This is a genomic window from Marinilabilia rubra, from assembly GCF_003121985.1.
Classification (GTDB): domain Bacteria; phylum Bacteroidota; class Bacteroidia; order Bacteroidales; family Marinilabiliaceae; genus Marinilabilia; species Marinilabilia rubra.
The window spans coordinates 276,457-293,867 of the sequence record NZ_QEWP01000004.1 but is presented as its reverse complement, the minus strand read 5'-3'; the positions used below and the strand labels follow the sequence as shown (position 1 = coordinate 293,867).

Here is a 17,411-nt window from a genome sequence, read left to right as displayed (position 1 = left end):
TCAGAGGCATGGAGAAATCTAATCAAATATTTTTGACCCTCACTTTTATTGATGTTATTTATTGTAATTGACAAAAGAACAAATCATGTTTGTAAAATTTTCCTCATTGTAGTATTTAGTACCCATTCATAGGAATAAAAGCAATCCTGGATTGCAATAGCTCAATCTAAAAATAATGGATAACATCCCATTGCCTTAATTGAAACAACTAGCCAAATGTCCTGCATGGGCGAAATCATTTTTATGCGACACATACTATGTCTGTTCTGTCAGATTCAGTAAATTAGCAGTATGTACCAACCAGTTTTATACCAGGACCATGAGAAAAATTAAAGGATTAAAACGACGGGACTTTGTAAAGTCAATAACAGCAGGTTCACTTCTTCTGACAGGCCCGGGCGTATGGGCCGTAAATTCCCTAAAGGAAGAAGGATTAAAATCCGAAAACGGTTTGGTGACAAAAGTGAAAAATGCCATGTTGTGCATGCAACGTGCTTCGTGGGAACAAGGTGTTGCCGGTCAGGCCATTTTGGAGTTGGGTGACTTCGATCTGCTTTATTTAATGGCCAAAGAAGCAGTTTTGCGGCAAACAAAAGAAGGACGGCTTTCAGTATTGTATTCTGATGGTGGAGCAACAGATCCTGCAGCATCGGGAGAGATGGTTATGCGGATGGCTGAGAAAACAGGAGAACAGGACCTGTGGAATGCCCACAAAAAAATGCTTAATTACCTTCTTACCAAAGCCCCGAGAACAGAAGACGGAATCATTAGCCATCTGGTTGATAAGAAAGAAATTTGGATTGACTCCATGTATATGTCGCCACCTTATTTGTGTGTTGCCGGTGAAGTAGACGAGAGTATCAGACAAATAAAAGGTATGCGAAAAGCCCTGTGGAATGGTGATGCTCAACTATACTCACATCGCTGGGATGCTTCAAAAAAGGAATTTATCAACTCAAAATTCTGGGGCGTAGGCAATGGATGGGCAATGGCCGGAATTGCCCGGGTTATTGACGATTTGCCAGAATCAAAAAGTGAAGAAAGAGATACTTTGATAGAATACAACACTGAAAATATCAACGGATGTTTGAACCACCTTCGTTCAGATGGGCTGTTTCATAATGTTATAGATGATGAAACCTCTTTTGTGGAAACCAATTTGTCTCAAATGCTGGCCTATTCTATTTACAGGGGAGTGGCATCGGGATGGTTACCCTCTTTTTATCTTGATTCCGCAAATATTTTGCGTAAAGCTGTTCATGATAAAGTAAATGAGGCGGGATTTGTAACGGGTGTTTGCGGAGCTCCACATTTTAATAGTCCGGGCAGAGCTACCGAAGGTCAGGCGTTCTTTTTGCTAATGGAATCGGCTTATTATAAACTGATTTAGGTCTCAGGTTTAGGGTTTGGTATATATTATAACGCCCATTCAGGGCTCTGGTCTTGGGTTGATGCTGGTCGTAGGGCTTCACCCTATGTTTGGTGTATTTTCCCCTTTCAGGGCAATTGATGGGGTGTAATCGAAGCAAAACAAGTCCCTGAAATAATAACAATGAGTTACCAGCCCGTCCCTTTGAGGGAACCAACCAGCCTAAAGACCTGCAAGGGGTTTATCATTTTATTCCACTTGATAATGGAAAATGAAAGAAGAATTCATTAAATTTGTACCATATTGGTACGCGTAAAACTAAAAGGTATGTTAATAATAAGCAGCAGAGAATTTCGACAAAATCAAAAGTTATACTTTGAAAAAGTTGATAAGGGAGAACAAGTTATCGTTCAACGGGGAAAGGATAAGTCTTATGCTTTAACACCTATAAATGAAGATGATGTTTACTTTAGTGCTGAAATGATTAGGAAGATAAAACTAAGTGCTGAACAAGCGAGAAATGGTGAAGTGAAAAGAATTTCAAGTTCCAGGGAAATAAATGATCTGCTTGGCTTATGAGTTATGTTTTAGAGTTTACGAAAGTAGCCTTAGCAGACATTGAAAAACACAAGAAGGCAGGGGATAAAGCCGTGCTAAAAAAGATTGCTAAACTTCTAAATGAAATCAAGGAAAATCCAGCTGAAGGAACAGGACGAGTGGAGCTTTTAAAATATGGTCTTGCAGGAAAATATGCACGCAGAATTAATCATAAACACCGCCTGGTTTACTCCATTGAAGAAGAAATTATAACCGTTCATGTTTTAAGTCTTTGGGGACATTACGGAGATAAATAGCCCAAATCCCTTCGCTCTCCGCCCGGTTCTGCCGATTTACTTTTGGTTGACATGGGGAATTATTATAACGCCCATTCAGGACTCTGGTCTTGGGTTGATGCTGGTTATAGGGCTTTACCCTATGTTTGGTGTATTTTCCTCTTCCAGGGCAATTGATGGGGTGTAATCGGAGCCAAACAAGTCCGTAAAGGACCATCTATAATGACGATGAGGTACCAGCCCATCCCTCTTAGGGAACCAACCAGACTAAAGACCTGCAGGGGGCAATCATTTTGCTTTGAAAAGCAGTCAACTTCACCGGGCAAGGGGAATCTTTTTGGGTTTAAACTACGTATTCTCTTATACACTTCCTGTTTAACGAACAGGAGGAAGCTATAAAACCAGTGATCTGATATTAGAAAATTGTTTTTCGCATAGATGTTCTTTAAGCGGAGATTATCAGCTTTGGATGAGTTATCTTAAAGCCAATATCTAAAAATCTAATACGTTCAACCCTTAAAATCTAAGTTATGGCATCAACTACTCATAAACTAGACCGCATTGCAATAAGCGTAAAATCCCACATGCTCCTCAGGCAGTTGCTCAAAGAAAATCCCATGCTCGAAGAAATAATGCGAAATGCCAGAAATGAAACCGAGGCATTGATTGGTGTGAGAAACTGGGTGCTGGAGGCCATTAAAAAAAATCAGGCTGCCTATGACTTTTACAAAAAGGAAGCGCATGGGAGGGATGCATTTGAGAAACTGACCTGGAATGATTTTGCAGCCATTCGCATTCTGGATTACATCGACAATGCAGGGCGCGAATTTGATGATCTGAACCTCAGGGGAGAGAAGGCCATCAGCAATCCTGTTCAGCTTATCTGGCTGGCAGTAACCTATGGTACCGGAGGGGCGAAGCCCTATTTCTTTAAAGATATGCTGATGCTTTTCAGACAGTTTACCGGTGAGTATGAAAGAAACACCCCAACGAGGGAAAAAGTAGAAGCATGGATGGATAGATGGTGTTCGGGGCTTGATCCCAGAATCGTTAAACTGAGAGAAGAAAACCGGGAACGTATTTTAAAGATCATCATCGATAAAATTGATAAGGGAGAAATAAAGGATTCTAAGTTCTTTTTTCCTGATGAGTTGTCGCAAGAGCAAAAATATCTGAAAGCACTTGACTGGTGGAATGACCGGTTGTTTCATTTGAGGTTTGCTGTGCGGTCGCCGGATTTGTTGAATGAACTGCTCGATAACTCCCTCGACCCGGATACCATGAAGGTGCTGTATGAAGCAGAGTCCAAAGGCATTCCCTTCTTTGTAAATCCTTACTATCTTTCCTTATTGCATGTGCGAGTGCCTTATTTTGCTGTTGGTGCCGACCTGGCTATCAGGCATTACGTAGTTTACAGTCAGCAACTTGTAAATGAATACGGAAACATTGTGGCCTGGGAAAAGGAAGACAAAGTAAAACCAGGAGAGCCCAATGCAGCAGGGTGGTATTTGCCAAACGATCATAACATTCACCGGCGCTACCCCGAAGTGGCCATTTTAATCCCCGATACCATGGGGCGGGCATGTGGTGGTTTGTGTGCATCCTGTCAGCGGATGTATGACTTCCAGAGAGGCAATCTGAATTTTAATTTAGATAAGCTAAAGCCCGGACAAAGCTGGGACGAAAAACTGGTTGAATTGCTGGATTACTTTGAGAAAGATGCTCAGCTACGCGATATTTTAATCACCGGGGGTGACGCTTTGATGAGTTCTGATAAGTCTCTGGAAAAAGTTCTGGAAAAAGTTTACCAAATGGCTGAGAATAAAATCGCGGCCAATAAGCAGAAGCCCGATGGTGAAAGATATGCACAGATTGTACGTGTCAGACTGGGGACTCGCCTGCCGGTATATCTGCCACAACGGATTACGCCCGAACTGGTAAGAATACTGGGGGACTTTAAAAAGAAAGCATCCAAAACAGGCATCAGACAATTTTTTATTCAAACCCACTTTGAATCTCCCATGGAGGTAACGCCTGAAGCACGTGAGGCGATTAAACTTCTTAATTCTGCCGGCTGGACTGTTACGAATCAGCTTGTATTTACTGCAGCGGCATCGCGAAGAGGCCATTCCGCAAAGCTCCGTAAGGTGTTGAACGAAATAGGCGTTATCAATTATTATACCTTCAGTGTAAAGGGGTATATGGAGAATAACTTCAATTTTGCCACCAACGAAAGAGCCGTTCAGGAACAGATGGAAGAAAAGGTGATAGGCAAAATTCCTGAAAAGTATTATTCAACCATTAAAGATTTTCCAAACAATGCCGATTCAATTATCAAAGAGATGTCGGAATTGATGAAAGAGAGTGGCCTGCCATTCCTGGGTACCGACAGAAATGTGCTTAACCTGCCGGGAGTGGGCAAGAGTCTTACATTTCGTACCATTGGAATTACACGCTACGGTCGAAGAATTCTGGAATTTGAGCTGGATCACACCAGAAACCATAGTCCTGCGATGAAAGAAATGGATAAGGTGATTATTATTGAATCTAAATCCATTAGTGAATATCTGCGCCAGCTTGAAGATATTGGGGAGGATACTTCAGATTATGAAAGCATTTGGGGCTATTCAATAGGTGAGACCGAGCAGCGGATACCTATTTATGAATACCCGGATTATGATTATGAAATCACTGATAAGTTCACCAACCTGGACTTGAGAGGATAATGGGTCGTCAGACTATGCTTGACTTGACACTAAGGTTTTGCGAGATTTAAAACCTGAAACAAAGTAAACTTTTGCATTTGTTTTACATGAGCATTGTATTTGAGGTTTGATTTGTTAAATGTCTTATTAATAGGATGCTGCACCCCTGCAGCACGTTTCCGACAAACTTCGAAATCTTGCTGCAGGGGTACAGCACGATCTCGATAAGTTTTGAAATCATGCCGTAGGGGTGCAGGATGCTTTCAACGAAATTTGGAATGTTGCTGCAGGGGTACCCGGCCATTTCAACAAAATTTGGAAATGTGCTGCAGGGGTACAGGACGTTTCCAACAAAAAATGACAAGACGCTGCAGGGGTACAGCAAGTTTTCTTCGAGGTTTGGAAACCTGCTGCAGGGGTACCCGATGACATCGATAAAGTTAGGAAAGCCGCTGCAGGGTTGCTTCCCATTTTCAACAAGTTTTGGACACATGCAGCAGGTATATGCGGGGCTGACAAATGAATTTGGGCAACTGCAGCAGGTGTACCTGCCCATCTCGATGAGGTTTGGCCAGTTGGGGTAGAGATACAAGATGGTGGCTATAAATCTCGGATTTGGTTTAGGAGGGAGGGGGTGTTAGTAATCTCTTTTGTCCCATGCCTTTCCTGTGATTCTTTTCACTTTTCCGCAAAACATAATAAGTTTTCAAATGCGAATGGGTATATTGGGAAAGAATGTGTGAGAAGGGAATAGAGATGTTTTTATTAATGTCTCCATAATAGATATAAATACAATGCTGTTATGGGGACGTTGTGCAAAATTGCAAAAAAACCCTCAGCTCAAAATAAACATCGATAACAGTTTCCCTGTATGAAACTTTTTCGTATGTTTGCTAATAATTATATGAAAATACATTTGATTAAAAAACAGTCGATTGAAGATTATGTCTTAAAAAATGCCAGAGGCCGGGTGTCTTTTGAGATTTGGTTGTCAATTATAAAACGTGTTGATTGGAACGAACCAAAAGAGATTATTTCAACTTTTAATAGTGCAGATATTCTTGGCAAAGGCTCGGACAGAGTGGTATTTAATATCGGTGGAAATAATTTCAGATTGATTTGTAAATACCACTTTGGAAGTTCGAAAGTTCATCTGTTTATCAAGTGGATTGGCACCCACGCAGAGTATACAAAGCTATGCAACGCAGGGAAACAGTACGAGATTGATGTTTATTAATTGTATTTGAAAAGGATAAAAGATGGAAACATTAAAATACACAGTAATAAAAGATGTAGAACAATACAAAAAGTACTGCGACATCTTAGAAGAATTGATTCTTAATGAAAATAACGCAACAAGAGATGAGCTTGAATTGCTTACTCTCTTAATTGAAAAATGGGACAATGAACATAACACATTTAAGGATTCTGACCCGATTGAATTATTAAAAACTTTAATGAATGAACATGATTTAAAAGCAAAAGACTTAACAGGAATTCTCGATTTATCAAAAGGAACAATCTCCAAGATTCTTAATTATCACAAAGGACTTTCAAAGGATACAATAAGAAAACTTTCAGACTACTTCAAATTATCTCAAGAGGCGTTTAACCGTCCTTACAAATTGATTAATGAAGTAAATAGACATTTCCGTGATGCAAGCCTAATGAATACAAGAAAAAATATAATAGAAGCCTAAAAAGCAACATTTGCACAACAAAGCTATTATACGCCAGTCGTGGCATCCACAACATATTGAAAGCTTCGCTTTACCGTAAGCCATGCGTTCAAGCTGATAAATCCACAGCTGGTCTGAAACCACGCCCAGGCGCATATAGCCGGGACTTTGTGCTTCATTTTACGGATACTAATGTGATTTCAAATTTGACTTTAAATAATCGCTTGGACTCAAGCCTTTTATTCTCCTAAATGTACGGTTGAAGTGACTGATACTTTCAAATCCAGAAGAGAATGCAATAGTTTGTATCGATAGATTTTTAGTAAGTAAAAGCTGACAAGCGTTCTCAATTCTTGCAATATTTACAAAGGTTATAAATGAATACCCAGCGTGTTTCTTAAACCAACGGCAGAAAGACTGTGGTACCATATGAGCAACTTCAGCAACTTTATTTACCGTAAGCTTATTATCTAGATTTTCAAGTATGTAGTTGTTAATTTGTGAGAATTTAAACTGTCCTGAAGTTTTTTCTTGCCTTACTTGATACTGCTCAGATGTTAAAAGGCTATAATCCTGATGAGCCTCTAGAGTTCCTAGTACTTTAATTAGGGCGCTAATCCTTTCTAGTTCACTAAGATTTTCAAATGTGTGAATATCCTTTATGAGTTGATCATTTGGGTTTTTAAATAGAATGCCTCTTTTGGCTCTTTTATAAAGCACTTGTAAACAATCACATTCCCTGAACATTTTAAAAAGTTCATCAGAGAACTGAATGACATACGCTATTTGGTCATTTTCAGTTGCCTGACTAACCCAATGGTGAGGCAGATTTTTTCCAACCAAAACCAGATCCAACTCACCAAACGGTAATATGGAATCACCAATAAATCGTAAGCCCCTACCTTGGTATATCAATGTTAATTCTAATTCTGGATGATAATGCCAGTAAGGTTTAAATGCTTTGGATACCAGTCTGAAATATTTAAAAGATTGCTGAGATTTCTCAGCGTCGATTTGCTCTAAAGTTGGCTTCATTAACTCTTTTATAGGAAATATAAATAAAATTTACCTGATGTTTGTTTAGATATGCAAAGTATTGGTTAAAAACCGAAAACATTAATCTTGAGACATCCATTAATTTTGCAAATATAAATCATATAAAAAAAGGGCTCAACATGAAGAAGATAATAATATTGTTTATTGCATTAGTTATGATGTTTTCTTGTACTAATTCTAAAGAAAACTCTCAAGGCGAGAACTTTTCAAAAAATGTAAACCAGGTTGCTTCCACGATTGTAGATGATAGTGATAAACTACAATTTTTCAACAATGAAGTTCAATCTTTAAATGTTGCATTTCAGCTATTTGAGGTAGGAAGCGTAAAACCAAAAGGATGGATTTTAGACATGATGCAAAACGACCTCAATAAAGGCATTGTAGGTGCTTTGGCGGATTTGTATCCTGGAATTAAAGCAGACGATTTATACAACACCGCGCGCCGTGGTGGTATGGAAGATATTCCCGAAATGGGAGACTTGGTTCTTACTGGTGAAGCATGGGAAAAATCTATTATGTGGTGGAATGCAGAAACTATTGGTAACTGGTGGGACGGATTTGTGCGTCATGCCTTTTTAACCGATAATGATATTGCAATTCAGCAAACACATGCAATTATTAATAATCTCTTGGCATCGCAAGATGAAGATGGTTATATCGGTATCTACAAACCCAATTTGCGATATCAGCACGAAGGCTCAAATGGAGAACTTTGGGCACAGACCACAGCATTTAGAACCATGTTGGCCTATTACGAATTTACGCATAAACAAGAGGTTTTAAACGCTGTTGAACGCGCCATGGAGTTAACCATGAAAAATTATGGCGAGGAAGGTAAAAATCCCTTCGATTTAAAAGATGAGTTTGGCGGTGTTACGCACGGATTGATGCTTACCGATGTTTGCGAAACATTATTTCGAATTACAGGGAAAATAAAGTATCAAGCGTATGCCACTTATTTGTACAAAGCCTTTTCAACATTTTCAATCAATCGCTCGTTTAACGATTTGCGCTATCCATTTCTCACTGAAAAAGAGGCTATGTTTCAAGGTCATGGGGTGCATACTTATGAGCACATTCGTTCAATGGTCAATGCTTACTACAATACGGGTTACCCCGAATTAAAAACCGCTTACCATAATATGTTACATAAACTAGAGCCGTGTATTTTACCTAGCGGAGCAGGTCATGGCGATGAGTGGATTTTAGAATTATCTGCTGACCCTGATAAAACGGCTACCGAATACTGCACAATGCTAGAATTACGAAACTCTTATGGCAGTCTTATTCAGAAAACGGGACAAATTCAATTTGCAGATGCTGCAGAAAAACTCACCTATAATGGGATGTTGGGCTTTAGAAATGAAGATGGTACAGCCATTACTTACAGCAAGTTTGACAATTGTTATGTCTTAGACGGTCAACACCATAACCACGGAGAAACTAAGCCGGAACCACGCTATAAATATTCACCAACGCACTCAGAACCAGCGGTATGCTGTGTGCCAAACTATGGTAGAAATTTAACCTATTTCCTGAATCAAATGTATATGAGGTCTGAGGATGGCATTGCCATTTTAATGTATGGCCCTTCTGAATTGACGACAGAAATCAATTCTACTCAAGTATCTATTGCTCAAGAAACCAATTATCCATGGACAAATACCATCACTTTTAAAATAAAAACAACACAACCTGCTGTATTTACATTAAAATTGAGAAAACCTCAATGGAGTGAATCTTTAGAATTTTCGAATATTGATGAGGTGAAATTGGAGGGCGATTTTTATGTCATCACTAAAGAATGGCAACCGGAAGATAGTTTTTTGGTAACTTTCAATAATCCTATTCAGACAAAAACGGCTGGAAATAATGAGGTTTTTATACAAAAAGGACCATTGGTGTATGCCTTAGAAATTCCGCATACTGAAAAAGCCATCAAGTATTATAATAAACCCAATTTCAAAGACTATTACTGTTACCCGGAAGCTCAAACGTACAAAAATTTAGTGCTTACGGAGAATTCTGAATTTACCACATCTGATTCTGAAAAACTTCAAGGAAATTTCTATGATGCTAATAAACAAACTATGATTGAAGCAACTCTAGTTCCTATGGGTAAAACCGTCTTAAGACGAGTAACTTTTCCAAAAAAGTCTAATTAAATGAAAAATAAACTTCTATTACTGGTATTAATCACATTAGCTTTTAGTTGTAAAACAGAGCAAAAAGAGCTAAATAAAAAGGTTATAACAACTGAATTTTCTAATCCACCTGAATGGGCCAAAGAAGCTATTTGGTATCAAATTTTTGCTGAAAGGTTCAGAAATGGAGATCCTTCCAACGACCCTGTTCCAGAAAATTTAAAAGGAGCTTATCCTGGATTTATTCCTGAAGGTTGGGAGATAACACCTTGGACACAAGATTGGTATAAGCCCGATTCCTATTTTAAAAATGCCATAGGGAAAAAAGATTTAGCAGGAAATACGATTACATCATTTGGTCAATTGTCACTATTAAGACGTTATGGTGGTGACTTGCAGGGTGTTATGGATAAAATAGATTACTTAGATTCTTTAGGTATAACAGCAGTTTATTTCAATCCTTTAAACCAAAGTCCTTCTAATCACAAGTATGATGCTTCTGTCTGGCGGCATATTGATGCAAATTTTGGCCCAACACCTGTAGAAGACCTAAAGATAATGTCTCAAGAAAAACCGAGCGACCCATCAACTTGGAAAATGACAGGAGCAGACAAAATGTTTGTTGATTTAATAGACCTATTTCACCAAAGAGGAATTAAGGTTATACTAGACTATTCTTGGAATCACACAGGAACAGCGTTTTGGGCATGGCAAGATATTTTAAAAAACCAATCAAAGTCCAAATTCAAGGATTGGTATTGGGTCAATCAATTTGATGATCCCAACACACCAGAAAACGAATTTGATTATCGTGGTTGGTTTGGAGTAAAAAGTATGCCTGAAATTAAAGAAACCGAATACCACTCACACGCTAAGGCCGTTGAATATTTTGATGGAAATATTTACGAAGAAGAAGCTAAGAATCATATTTTTAATGTAGCTAAAAAATGGCTGGACCCAAATGGAGATGGCGACCCCTCGGATGGCATTGATGGCTACCGCCTAGATGTAGCTGCGGAGATGCCACTTGGGTTTTGGCGAGATTTTAGAAAAGAAGTTAGGGCTGTAAATCCAAACGCGTACTTGTTGGGTGAAATTTGGTGGGAACAATATCCTGATAAATTATTAGATCCCAAACCTGTCCTAGAAGGAGATATCTTTGATGCCGTTATGAACTATCGTTGGTATAGAGCGGCCAGATACTTTTTTGGAAAAGCACCTGAGGAGATTTTACCATCTCAATTTGTGGATAGTTTAAACAGTTTTAATGCTAATTTAAGAACTCAAAATATGTATGCTATGATGAATTTGGCAGCAAGCCATGATTCACCTCGGCTTTCAACTTCCTTGTTTAATAATGCTTTTAAGTATAAACACTTTGCAGAACCTTCTGTTAACGAGGATTATAAAATCCACAAACCAGATGCTAATACAAGAACCAGACAAAAACTGCTTTTAGCACATCAATACACCTATATTGGAGCACCGCACATTTGGGCAGGTGATGAAATGGGAATGTGGGGAGCAGATATGGGAGATACGCGAAAGCCATTGATTTGGAAAGACTATGATTTTGAGTCTGAAACCGCAGACCCAAGAGGTTATAATAGAACCCCTGATAAGGTGGAATTTGATGATGCGTTATTTGAATATTACAGAACCCTTATCCAGATTAGAAAAACCAATAAAGTATTGGCAAATGGTGATATAGAATTCATCGTTGTTGATGACGAAACTAACACTTTAGCCTATAGTCGATTTGATGAATCCAATGAAGTTATAACTGTTTTTAATAACAGTAACACTCAAAAGACCATTCAATTACCTTTAAAGTTTAATACGAAGTATTCTCAATTGTTGGGAAATCATTCCATTACACAAAATAGAAATTCTTTAACTGTTAATTTACCAGGAAGTAATGTAAGTATTTTAGTTGGTACGGATCGTTAAGTTATAAATCAAAAAAGGGATGTTGAAACTTTAAAACCACAAGGATGGGTTTAATTTAAAATTAGGCGAGCTTATCCTTTAAAAGGAAAAAAAACGAAAGCACAACAATGTATATACATAATAGCCGATACAGTAGAAAATACAAGGGTTGTAGCCCGCTTCAACTTTCTTGTAAATTGACAGGAAAGTGCTACGCTGTCGGCTACTATTCTTATACTAAACGTGTACGCTGAGAGAAACCGCAACATTTAAAGGAATGTGAAACGGTATCGCAAGCCGAAATTTCAGGGATAAGACAAAGGACTTTGAAATTAGATGATGACTGACAACAGGTGTAAATACTGTCTGTTAAAAGCTCGTCGGCAGGGTAGTAGTGAACCAGATGGGTGATTCCGCGAGGATAGCAGAAACGACCTCAGGGAGTTTGCAAATAATTACGTTCCAAAAAAAAAAAATTATCCGGAGAAATAAGAGTAATGTGTCCATTTCTTATTTTTAAATTTTAGGGCCGATATTGCTCAAAGACAGCCCACCCGGCACCATCCGAAATTGACAAAACAATTATTCATTGAAAAACATCAAAATTAACCAATATACTCCCAGAGAGGAAAGACTCAACATCCGGAGCCATGCTGCCGGACTATTACTCAGCATTCCGGCGTTGATAATGCTGATGAACAAGGCCATCGATCAGCAACAATCTCTTTACGTCTTTGCCTATCTGGTCTATGGTTTAGGTCAGATGACTGTTTTTGCAGCCTCGACTTTTTACCATGCCTCCCGAAATGAAGATGCCAGACGCAGACTGAAAGTTTTCGATCATTCAGCCATATATATCTCCATTGCCGGCACCTACACGCCCATAACCTTATTGGTTTTGCAGGGCATCTGGGGATGGGTTGTTTTTGCAGTAGTATGGACAGTGGCTGTAATGGGCATTGTATTGAAACTATTCTTCACCGGACGCTTCAAAACCCTATCCACAATAGGGTATGTGGGTATGGGGTTAATAATTGTAATAGCCATTCAGCCCTTGATAGAGCAGATGTCGGTTTGGGGACTAATCTGGCTGGCAGCCGGAGGTGTGTTTTACATGGTCGGAGCTGTACTATACCGCTTAGAGAAGTTGCCCTATAACCATGCAACTTTTCATTTCTTCGTGTTAATTGCTGCCGCATGTCATTTTCTGATGGTTTATTTTCACACATAACTCATCAGGAATGGCGTAACCAGGCTTTTTTCTTATTTTTAGTGGCGATTTAAAAAAACAGAAAAAATGGACCATGTAGTTTATCTCGATTTTAAAGCAAAGGAATTGGAAAACCTGAAAAGCGGACAAAAAACAATGATTATCCGTGGAGCCATGGGGCGGAAATTGCCGTATGGCAGGGTGGATAAGGGTGACGTTTTGTATTTTGTTGAAAATAAGGGAGACGGACTTGTAAAAGGAAAAGCTGTGGTGGATTCGGTTTTTAATTCTGATAAGCTGACAAAAGAACAATCCGCAGACCTGGTTGAAAAGAACCAGGAGAAATTATTGCTGAATAAAGGCCTGGAGAAAAGGTTTTCGGGCAAACGCTATTTGGTTTTAATTGCAGTGAGGGATTTTACCGGGCTTGAATCTTTTAAAATTGACAGGTCGGATTACGGTAATATGGACGATTGGCTGCCGGTTGAAAATATTGATAAAGTGAAAACCCAATAAATATAGTTGTTGATTGTCAGGTAAATATCGTGTTTTTGTAGTTGGAAAGTTACTATTCGATATAAGGAAAATGACCTGAAAGCAAAACAGGGTTAATTTCTACAATCATGTGGAGGGAGTCGTGAGGTAGCGAGTTAAACAATTATCCGGCAAAACCCTTAGTTTCTATAATCCTTTTAAAACAAAATAAATTGAATGGAGAATCGAATCAGAGACCTGAAGGAAGCTTTAAATAAACCAAAAGACATCCGGGAGCTCATGGATGAGCAGTTAAATAAGGCTTTGCATGAGCATAAACGCTCCAGAAAAGAATTGTTTATGTCTGCCATTACAGCCGGTTTGGAAATAGGGTTTTCGGTATTCCTGATGGCCACTATTCACACCAAACTTTATGGTGTCGTCAATGACTCCTTTTTAGATTTGCTCATTGCGATATCCTATCCTCTCGGGTTTATTTTTGTAATTCTCGGTCGCTCCGAACTTTTTACAGAGCACACTACAGTGGCCACAATGCCGGTGTTAACAGGTCATGCAACATTTCGAAATCTTATTGTTCTATGGGCCATTATATACTTTGGAAATCTTATAGGTGGCTATGTTTTTGGCTCCATAATGGCTGTTGTACCGGTAGAGATAGGGGCGGTGGACATTGATTCGCTGGTTGCTCTTTCGAATCATCTGATAGACCATCCCTGGTACATAATTGGGGGGAGTGGTATATTGGCCGGCTGGCTGATGGGGCTGCTGTCCTGGCTGGTGGTTTCATCGCAGGAAACGATCAGTCGCATTGTTCTGATTGCTCTGGTTACTTCCGTTATTGGTATCGGGGGGCTGCACCACAGTATTGTTGGGTCTATCGAAGTATTCACCACTTTGCTGGTCAGTCCGGAAGTCACCGTCACCGACTATTTCAATGTGCAATTGTGGGCCACCATTGGAAATATAATCGGGGGAACTGTTTTTGTTGCTTTTATGAAATTCAGTCATATCAGAAAGGCTAACAAAAAAGAGTAATCAGCTTTCATCTGCCTCTTTGGACAAGGACTTGTGAAAAAAGGATTTTGGCAATAAATTAATTCATACCGTCAATGCCGCAAATTACAAGGCTGTTTCTCGGGGCTTCATCTGACTCAAAAAAAATTCCTACTTTCGTCGTGCTGATGTTAATGGTTATCATTCTTTGGATAATCTGGGCATCATCGCGTTTTTGCGTTTTAAGTAAGCGTTTATCCTAAAATCTAATCAAACAAAAATGAAGTTGCATTTTATCACCGCTATTGCTTTGGCAACGCTCATGTCGGCCTGCGGCAATGGCAAGAGTGCTCATCAGGAGGATGAGTCTCTGGAAAACAATCCATTAATGAAAGAGAGTAAGTTACCTTACGGAGCGCCTGATTTTGGGGCGATTGAAGACAGTCATTTTAAACCCGCGCTGGAAGCCGGAATTGAAGAGAAACTGGCCGAAATAGAAGCCATATCCAACAGCAGCGAAGCGCCCACTTTTGAAAACACTTTTGTGGCGCTGGAGAAAAGCGGCCGGACTTTGGATCGCGTTTACGGTGTATTTGGTATGTTGACCGGCGCTAACACAAATCCTACCCTACAGGCGGTAGAGGAGGAGATGGCTCCAAAAATGGCAGGATTGAGTAATGCCATTTACCTAAACGATCAACTTTTCGAAAGGGTTAAGACCATTTACAATCAGTTGGATGAGTTGGATCTGGATGCTGAATCGCGTCGTTTGGTAGAGTATTACTACGAAAAATTTGAGTTGGCAGGTGCCAATTTATCTGCCGATGCCAAGGAGCTAATGCGCCAACTCAACGAGGAAGAAGCGCTTCTCAGTGCTCAGTATGCCAATCACCTTTTAGCTGCAGCCAAACAGGGCGCGCTTAAAGTGGACGATAAATCCAAACTGGAAGGTTTGTCTGAGTCGGAAATTGAATCTTTGAAGCGGGAGGCAGACGGCAAAACGGTATATGTATTGCCTTTGCAAAATACCACACAGCAACCAATGTTGCCGGCACTGGATAACCGCGAAACGCGCCGCGAACTATTCGAAAAATCTCTGATGCGCGCTCAGCAAGGAGATGATAACGATACCCGCGACATCATTAAGCGCATGGCTATGATTCGTGCTGAGCAGGCCCAATTACTGGGTTTCAATAACTATGCTGAATGGAATTTGAAGGATCAGATGGCCAAAACCCCTGCAGCTGCGAACCAGTTCATGGCTGATTTGGTGCCTGCTACTGTTGCAAAAGCTAAAAAAGAGGCTGAAGATATACAAGAGGTCATTAACGAAAAAGGCGGTGATTTTAAGTTGCAGCCCTGGGATTGGAACTACTATTCCGAGATGGTAAGAAAAGCCAAATACGACCTTGATGAAAGCGAAATTAAGCCATATTTTGAGCTGAACCGTGTGTTGGAAGATGGTATTTTCTATACAGCCACTAAGCTATATGGTATAGAGTTTAAAGAGCGTAAAGACATCCCGGTTTACAGTGACGATATGCGCGTTTTTGAACTGTTTAACGAAGATGGCAGCGCCATTGGACTGTTCTATACTGACTTCTTTAAGCGGGACAACAAATCGGGAGGTGCCTGGATGAGTGAAATTGTGGGTCAGTCAAAACTGCTGAACAATAAGCCTGTGATATACAACGTATGTAATTTCACCAAACCGGCAGAAGGAGAGCCTGCATTAATCAGCTATGACGATGTGACGACTATGTTCCATGAGTTTGGCCATGCTCTGCACGGTTTATTGTCAGATCAGACTTATCCCAGTCTGGCCGGCACCAATGTGGCCCGCGACTTTGTGGAGTTACCTTCACAAATTAACGAGCACTGGGCATTGTATCCTGAGGTGTTTAACAACTATGCTAAACACTACGAAACCGGGGAGCCCATGCCTCAGGAGTTGAAAGACAAAGTGGTGAAAGCCTCTAAATTTAATCAGGGATATGCTTTGGCAGAGGTTCTGGCTGCCGCCGGACTGGACATGCAGTGGCACACCATCACTCCCGATCAGAAAATTGAGGATGTGGATGCTTTTGAAAAACAAGCCCTTGAGAACATCAACCTGAACCTGGATCAGATTCCACCACGTTACCGTTCCAGCTACTTCCTGCACTTGTGGGGACATGGCTACGCAGCCAGCTACTATGCTTATCTGTGGGCCGAAATGCTCGACAACGATGCGTTTGCATGGTTTGAGGAGAATGGTGGACTGACTCGTGAAAATGGTCAGCGTTTCCGTGAGATGATTCTTTCACGTGGTAATTCCGAAGATTTTAATAAGATGTTCGTTGATTTCCGTGGCAGTGAGCCCGATATTACGCCTATGCTGAAGCATCGGGGGCTGTTGTAAGGAATTAGTATGTTCGTTGAGAGGCAGGAGGCAGAAGCTGGGGGCTGGATGTTAGAGATTAGAAGATAGAAGGTTAGAAAACTCAGCTTCTTGAGTTTGTGTCATCTCATTTCAGATTGATATTATACCAAAAGAAAAACGGAGTGAACCTCAAATTCACTCCGTTTTTTATTTTTGAAACCAGCATCTTATTACCCGCTCAATATCAGAACCAGGCTTTATACCCCCAGCATAAACTTTACTCCGATAATAAATCCGCCGGGAGCCATCCAATTGATAAAGGTTTTGGATTTATCAGTTAAAATATGGCCCGATTTCACCCTGTATACATCATCCTGCAAGGGTACAGAGTATCCTCCACTAAAAACAAACTTGGACTTGGTGCCAACTCTTAAATTATAAGAATACATCAAATTGATAGTATTATAAGAGTAAAGTTCAAGGGTAACGTCTTCATTAGCTTCAAGAGGTTGGAAGGCGTATCCGCCATAACCACTGCCATAACCACCATAATAACCAGAAAATTCGAGGGGTACTTCCAAATTATCAGTACCCAATGGCATGAGAGTATCCCAGACTTAAAGAAGAGCCAAAGCC

Annotated in this window: 15 protein-coding genes; 12 read left to right on the top strand and 3 right to left on the bottom strand. The window is 40.0% G+C overall.

Features of this window, described 5'->3' with window-relative positions; translation table 11 throughout:
• The first annotated feature begins 319 nt into the window (after positions 1–319).
• The 4 genes from DDZ16_RS07485 to DDZ16_RS07470 all read left to right on the top strand — a co-directional run bounded on the left by DDZ16_RS07485 (position 320) and on the right by DDZ16_RS07470 (position 4,928).
• Entirely contained in the window at positions 320–1,390 is a 1,071-nt protein-coding gene (locus DDZ16_RS07485; protein ID WP_109263812.1) for a glycoside hydrolase family 88 protein, read from the top strand.
• 306 nt (positions 1,391–1,696) lie between these two features.
• On the top strand, positions 1,697–1,948 hold the full coding sequence (locus tag DDZ16_RS07480; RefSeq protein WP_109263811.1) for a prevent-host-death protein: 252 nt from the start codon (positions 1,697–1,699) through the stop codon (positions 1,946–1,948).
• Complete coding sequence (locus DDZ16_RS07475) at positions 1,945–2,223, top strand: Txe/YoeB family addiction module toxin (RefSeq protein ID WP_109263810.1); 279 nt, start codon at positions 1,945–1,947, stop codon at positions 2,221–2,223. The genes DDZ16_RS07480 and DDZ16_RS07475 overlap by 4 nt, the downstream gene beginning before the upstream one ends.
• A 509-nt stretch (positions 2,224–2,732) precedes the next feature.
• Entirely contained in the window at positions 2,733–4,928 is a 2,196-nt protein-coding gene (locus DDZ16_RS07470) for a KamA family radical SAM protein (protein WP_109263809.1), read from the top strand.
• Between the two features lie 82 nt (positions 4,929–5,010).
• Here DDZ16_RS07470 and DDZ16_RS20605 read toward each other — a convergent pair whose 3' ends face one another.
• The gene (locus DDZ16_RS20605) at positions 5,011–5,463 is read right to left on the bottom strand and encodes a hypothetical protein (protein ID WP_146192208.1); all 453 of its coding nucleotides are present in this window, start codon (positions 5,461–5,463) and stop codon (positions 5,011–5,013) included.
• Between the two features lie 315 nt (positions 5,464–5,778).
• Here DDZ16_RS20605 and DDZ16_RS07460 point away from each other — a divergent pair, with 315 nt between their 5' ends.
• Together DDZ16_RS07460 and DDZ16_RS07455 are read left to right on the top strand one after the other, a co-directional pair.
• Positions 5,779–6,144: a type II toxin-antitoxin system HigB family toxin gene (locus DDZ16_RS07460; RefSeq protein WP_232526586.1), complete on the top strand. Its 366-nt coding sequence runs from the start codon at positions 5,779–5,781 to the stop codon at positions 6,142–6,144.
• Positions 6,145–6,166: 22 nt separating this feature from the next.
• Complete coding sequence (locus DDZ16_RS07455; protein WP_109263807.1) at positions 6,167–6,607, top strand: helix-turn-helix domain-containing protein; 441 nt, start codon at positions 6,167–6,169, stop codon at positions 6,605–6,607.
• A gap of 168 nt (positions 6,608–6,775) precedes the next feature.
• Here DDZ16_RS07455 and DDZ16_RS07450 read toward each other — a convergent pair whose 3' ends face one another.
• A complete protein-coding gene (locus DDZ16_RS07450) occupies positions 6,776–7,621 on the bottom strand; it encodes an AraC family transcriptional regulator (protein ID WP_109263806.1) in 846 nt (281 codons plus the stop codon).
• A 140-nt stretch (positions 7,622–7,761) separates the two neighbouring features.
• Here DDZ16_RS07450 and DDZ16_RS07445 point away from each other — a divergent pair, with 140 nt between their 5' ends.
• The 6 genes from DDZ16_RS07445 (at position 7,762) to dcp (ending at position 16,814) form a co-directional block, all read left to right on the top strand.
• Positions 7,762–9,807, top strand: a complete 2,046-nt coding sequence (locus DDZ16_RS07445) for a beta-L-arabinofuranosidase domain-containing protein (RefSeq protein WP_146192207.1) — start codon at positions 7,762–7,764, stop codon at positions 9,805–9,807.
• Complete coding sequence (locus tag DDZ16_RS07440) at positions 9,808–11,736, top strand: alpha-amylase family glycosyl hydrolase (RefSeq protein WP_109263804.1); 1,929 nt, start codon at positions 9,808–9,810, stop codon at positions 11,734–11,736.
• Positions 11,737–12,304: 568 nt separating this feature from the next.
• A complete protein-coding gene (trhA, locus tag DDZ16_RS07435; protein WP_109263803.1) occupies positions 12,305–12,946 on the top strand; it encodes a PAQR family membrane homeostasis protein TrhA in 642 nt (213 codons plus the stop codon).
• A gap of 66 nt (positions 12,947–13,012) precedes the next feature.
• Entirely contained in the window at positions 13,013–13,441 is a 429-nt protein-coding gene (locus tag DDZ16_RS07430; RefSeq protein ID WP_109263802.1) for a hypothetical protein, read from the top strand.
• Positions 13,442–13,636: 195 nt separating this feature from the next.
• Positions 13,637–14,455, top strand: coding sequence for a formate/nitrite transporter family protein (locus DDZ16_RS07425; protein ID WP_109263801.1), 819 nt, complete (start codon positions 13,637–13,639; stop codon positions 14,453–14,455).
• 238 nt (positions 14,456–14,693) lie between these two features.
• Positions 14,694–16,814 (top strand): peptidyl-dipeptidase Dcp, encoded by a 2,121-nt coding sequence (gene dcp / locus DDZ16_RS07420; RefSeq protein WP_109263800.1) that lies wholly within the window; start codon positions 14,694–14,696, stop codon positions 16,812–16,814.
• 218 nt (positions 16,815–17,032) lie between these two features.
• Here the strand turns inward: dcp and DDZ16_RS07415 are convergent, their stop codons facing one another.
• Positions 17,033–17,377, bottom strand: a complete 345-nt coding sequence (locus DDZ16_RS07415) for a hypothetical protein (RefSeq protein WP_109263799.1) — start codon at positions 17,375–17,377, stop codon at positions 17,033–17,035.
• Positions 17,378–17,411 lie beyond the last annotated feature (34 nt).

What these genes read in the sequence shown, in the direction of transcription:
- DDZ16_RS07440 (WP_109263804.1), top strand. Translation starts at nt 9,808, where the DNA reads ATGAAAAATAAACTTCTATTACTGGTATTAATCACATTAGCTTTTAGT.
- DDZ16_RS07460 (WP_232526586.1), top strand. Translation starts at nt 5,779, where the DNA reads ATGAAACTTTTTCGTATGTTTGCTAATAATTATATGAAAATACATTTG.
- DDZ16_RS07470 (WP_109263809.1), top strand. Translation starts at nt 2,733, where the DNA reads ATGGCATCAACTACTCATAAACTAGACCGCATTGCAATAAGCGTAAAA.
- DDZ16_RS07415 (WP_109263799.1), bottom strand. Translation starts at nt 17,377, where the DNA reads ATGCCATTGGGTACTGATAATTTGGAAGTACCCCTCGAATTTTCTGGT.
- dcp (WP_109263800.1), top strand. Translation starts at nt 14,694, where the DNA reads ATGAAGTTGCATTTTATCACCGCTATTGCTTTGGCAACGCTCATGTCG.
- DDZ16_RS07485 (WP_109263812.1), top strand. Translation starts at nt 320, where the DNA reads ATGAGAAAAATTAAAGGATTAAAACGACGGGACTTTGTAAAGTCAATA.
- DDZ16_RS07450 (WP_109263806.1), bottom strand. Translation starts at nt 7,621, where the DNA reads ATGAAGCCAACTTTAGAGCAAATCGACGCTGAGAAATCTCAGCAATCT.
- DDZ16_RS07455 (WP_109263807.1), top strand. Translation starts at nt 6,167, where the DNA reads ATGGAAACATTAAAATACACAGTAATAAAAGATGTAGAACAATACAAA.
- DDZ16_RS07425 (WP_109263801.1), top strand. Translation starts at nt 13,637, where the DNA reads ATGGAGAATCGAATCAGAGACCTGAAGGAAGCTTTAAATAAACCAAAA.
- DDZ16_RS07430 (WP_109263802.1), top strand. Translation starts at nt 13,013, where the DNA reads ATGGACCATGTAGTTTATCTCGATTTTAAAGCAAAGGAATTGGAAAAC.
- DDZ16_RS07445 (WP_146192207.1), top strand. Translation starts at nt 7,762, where the DNA reads ATGAAGAAGATAATAATATTGTTTATTGCATTAGTTATGATGTTTTCT.
- DDZ16_RS07475 (WP_109263810.1), top strand. Translation starts at nt 1,945, where the DNA reads ATGAGTTATGTTTTAGAGTTTACGAAAGTAGCCTTAGCAGACATTGAA.
- DDZ16_RS07480 (WP_109263811.1), top strand. Translation starts at nt 1,697, where the DNA reads ATGTTAATAATAAGCAGCAGAGAATTTCGACAAAATCAAAAGTTATAC.
- DDZ16_RS20605 (WP_146192208.1), bottom strand. Translation starts at nt 5,463, where the DNA reads ATGGGCAGGTACACCTGCTGCAGTTGCCCAAATTCATTTGTCAGCCCC.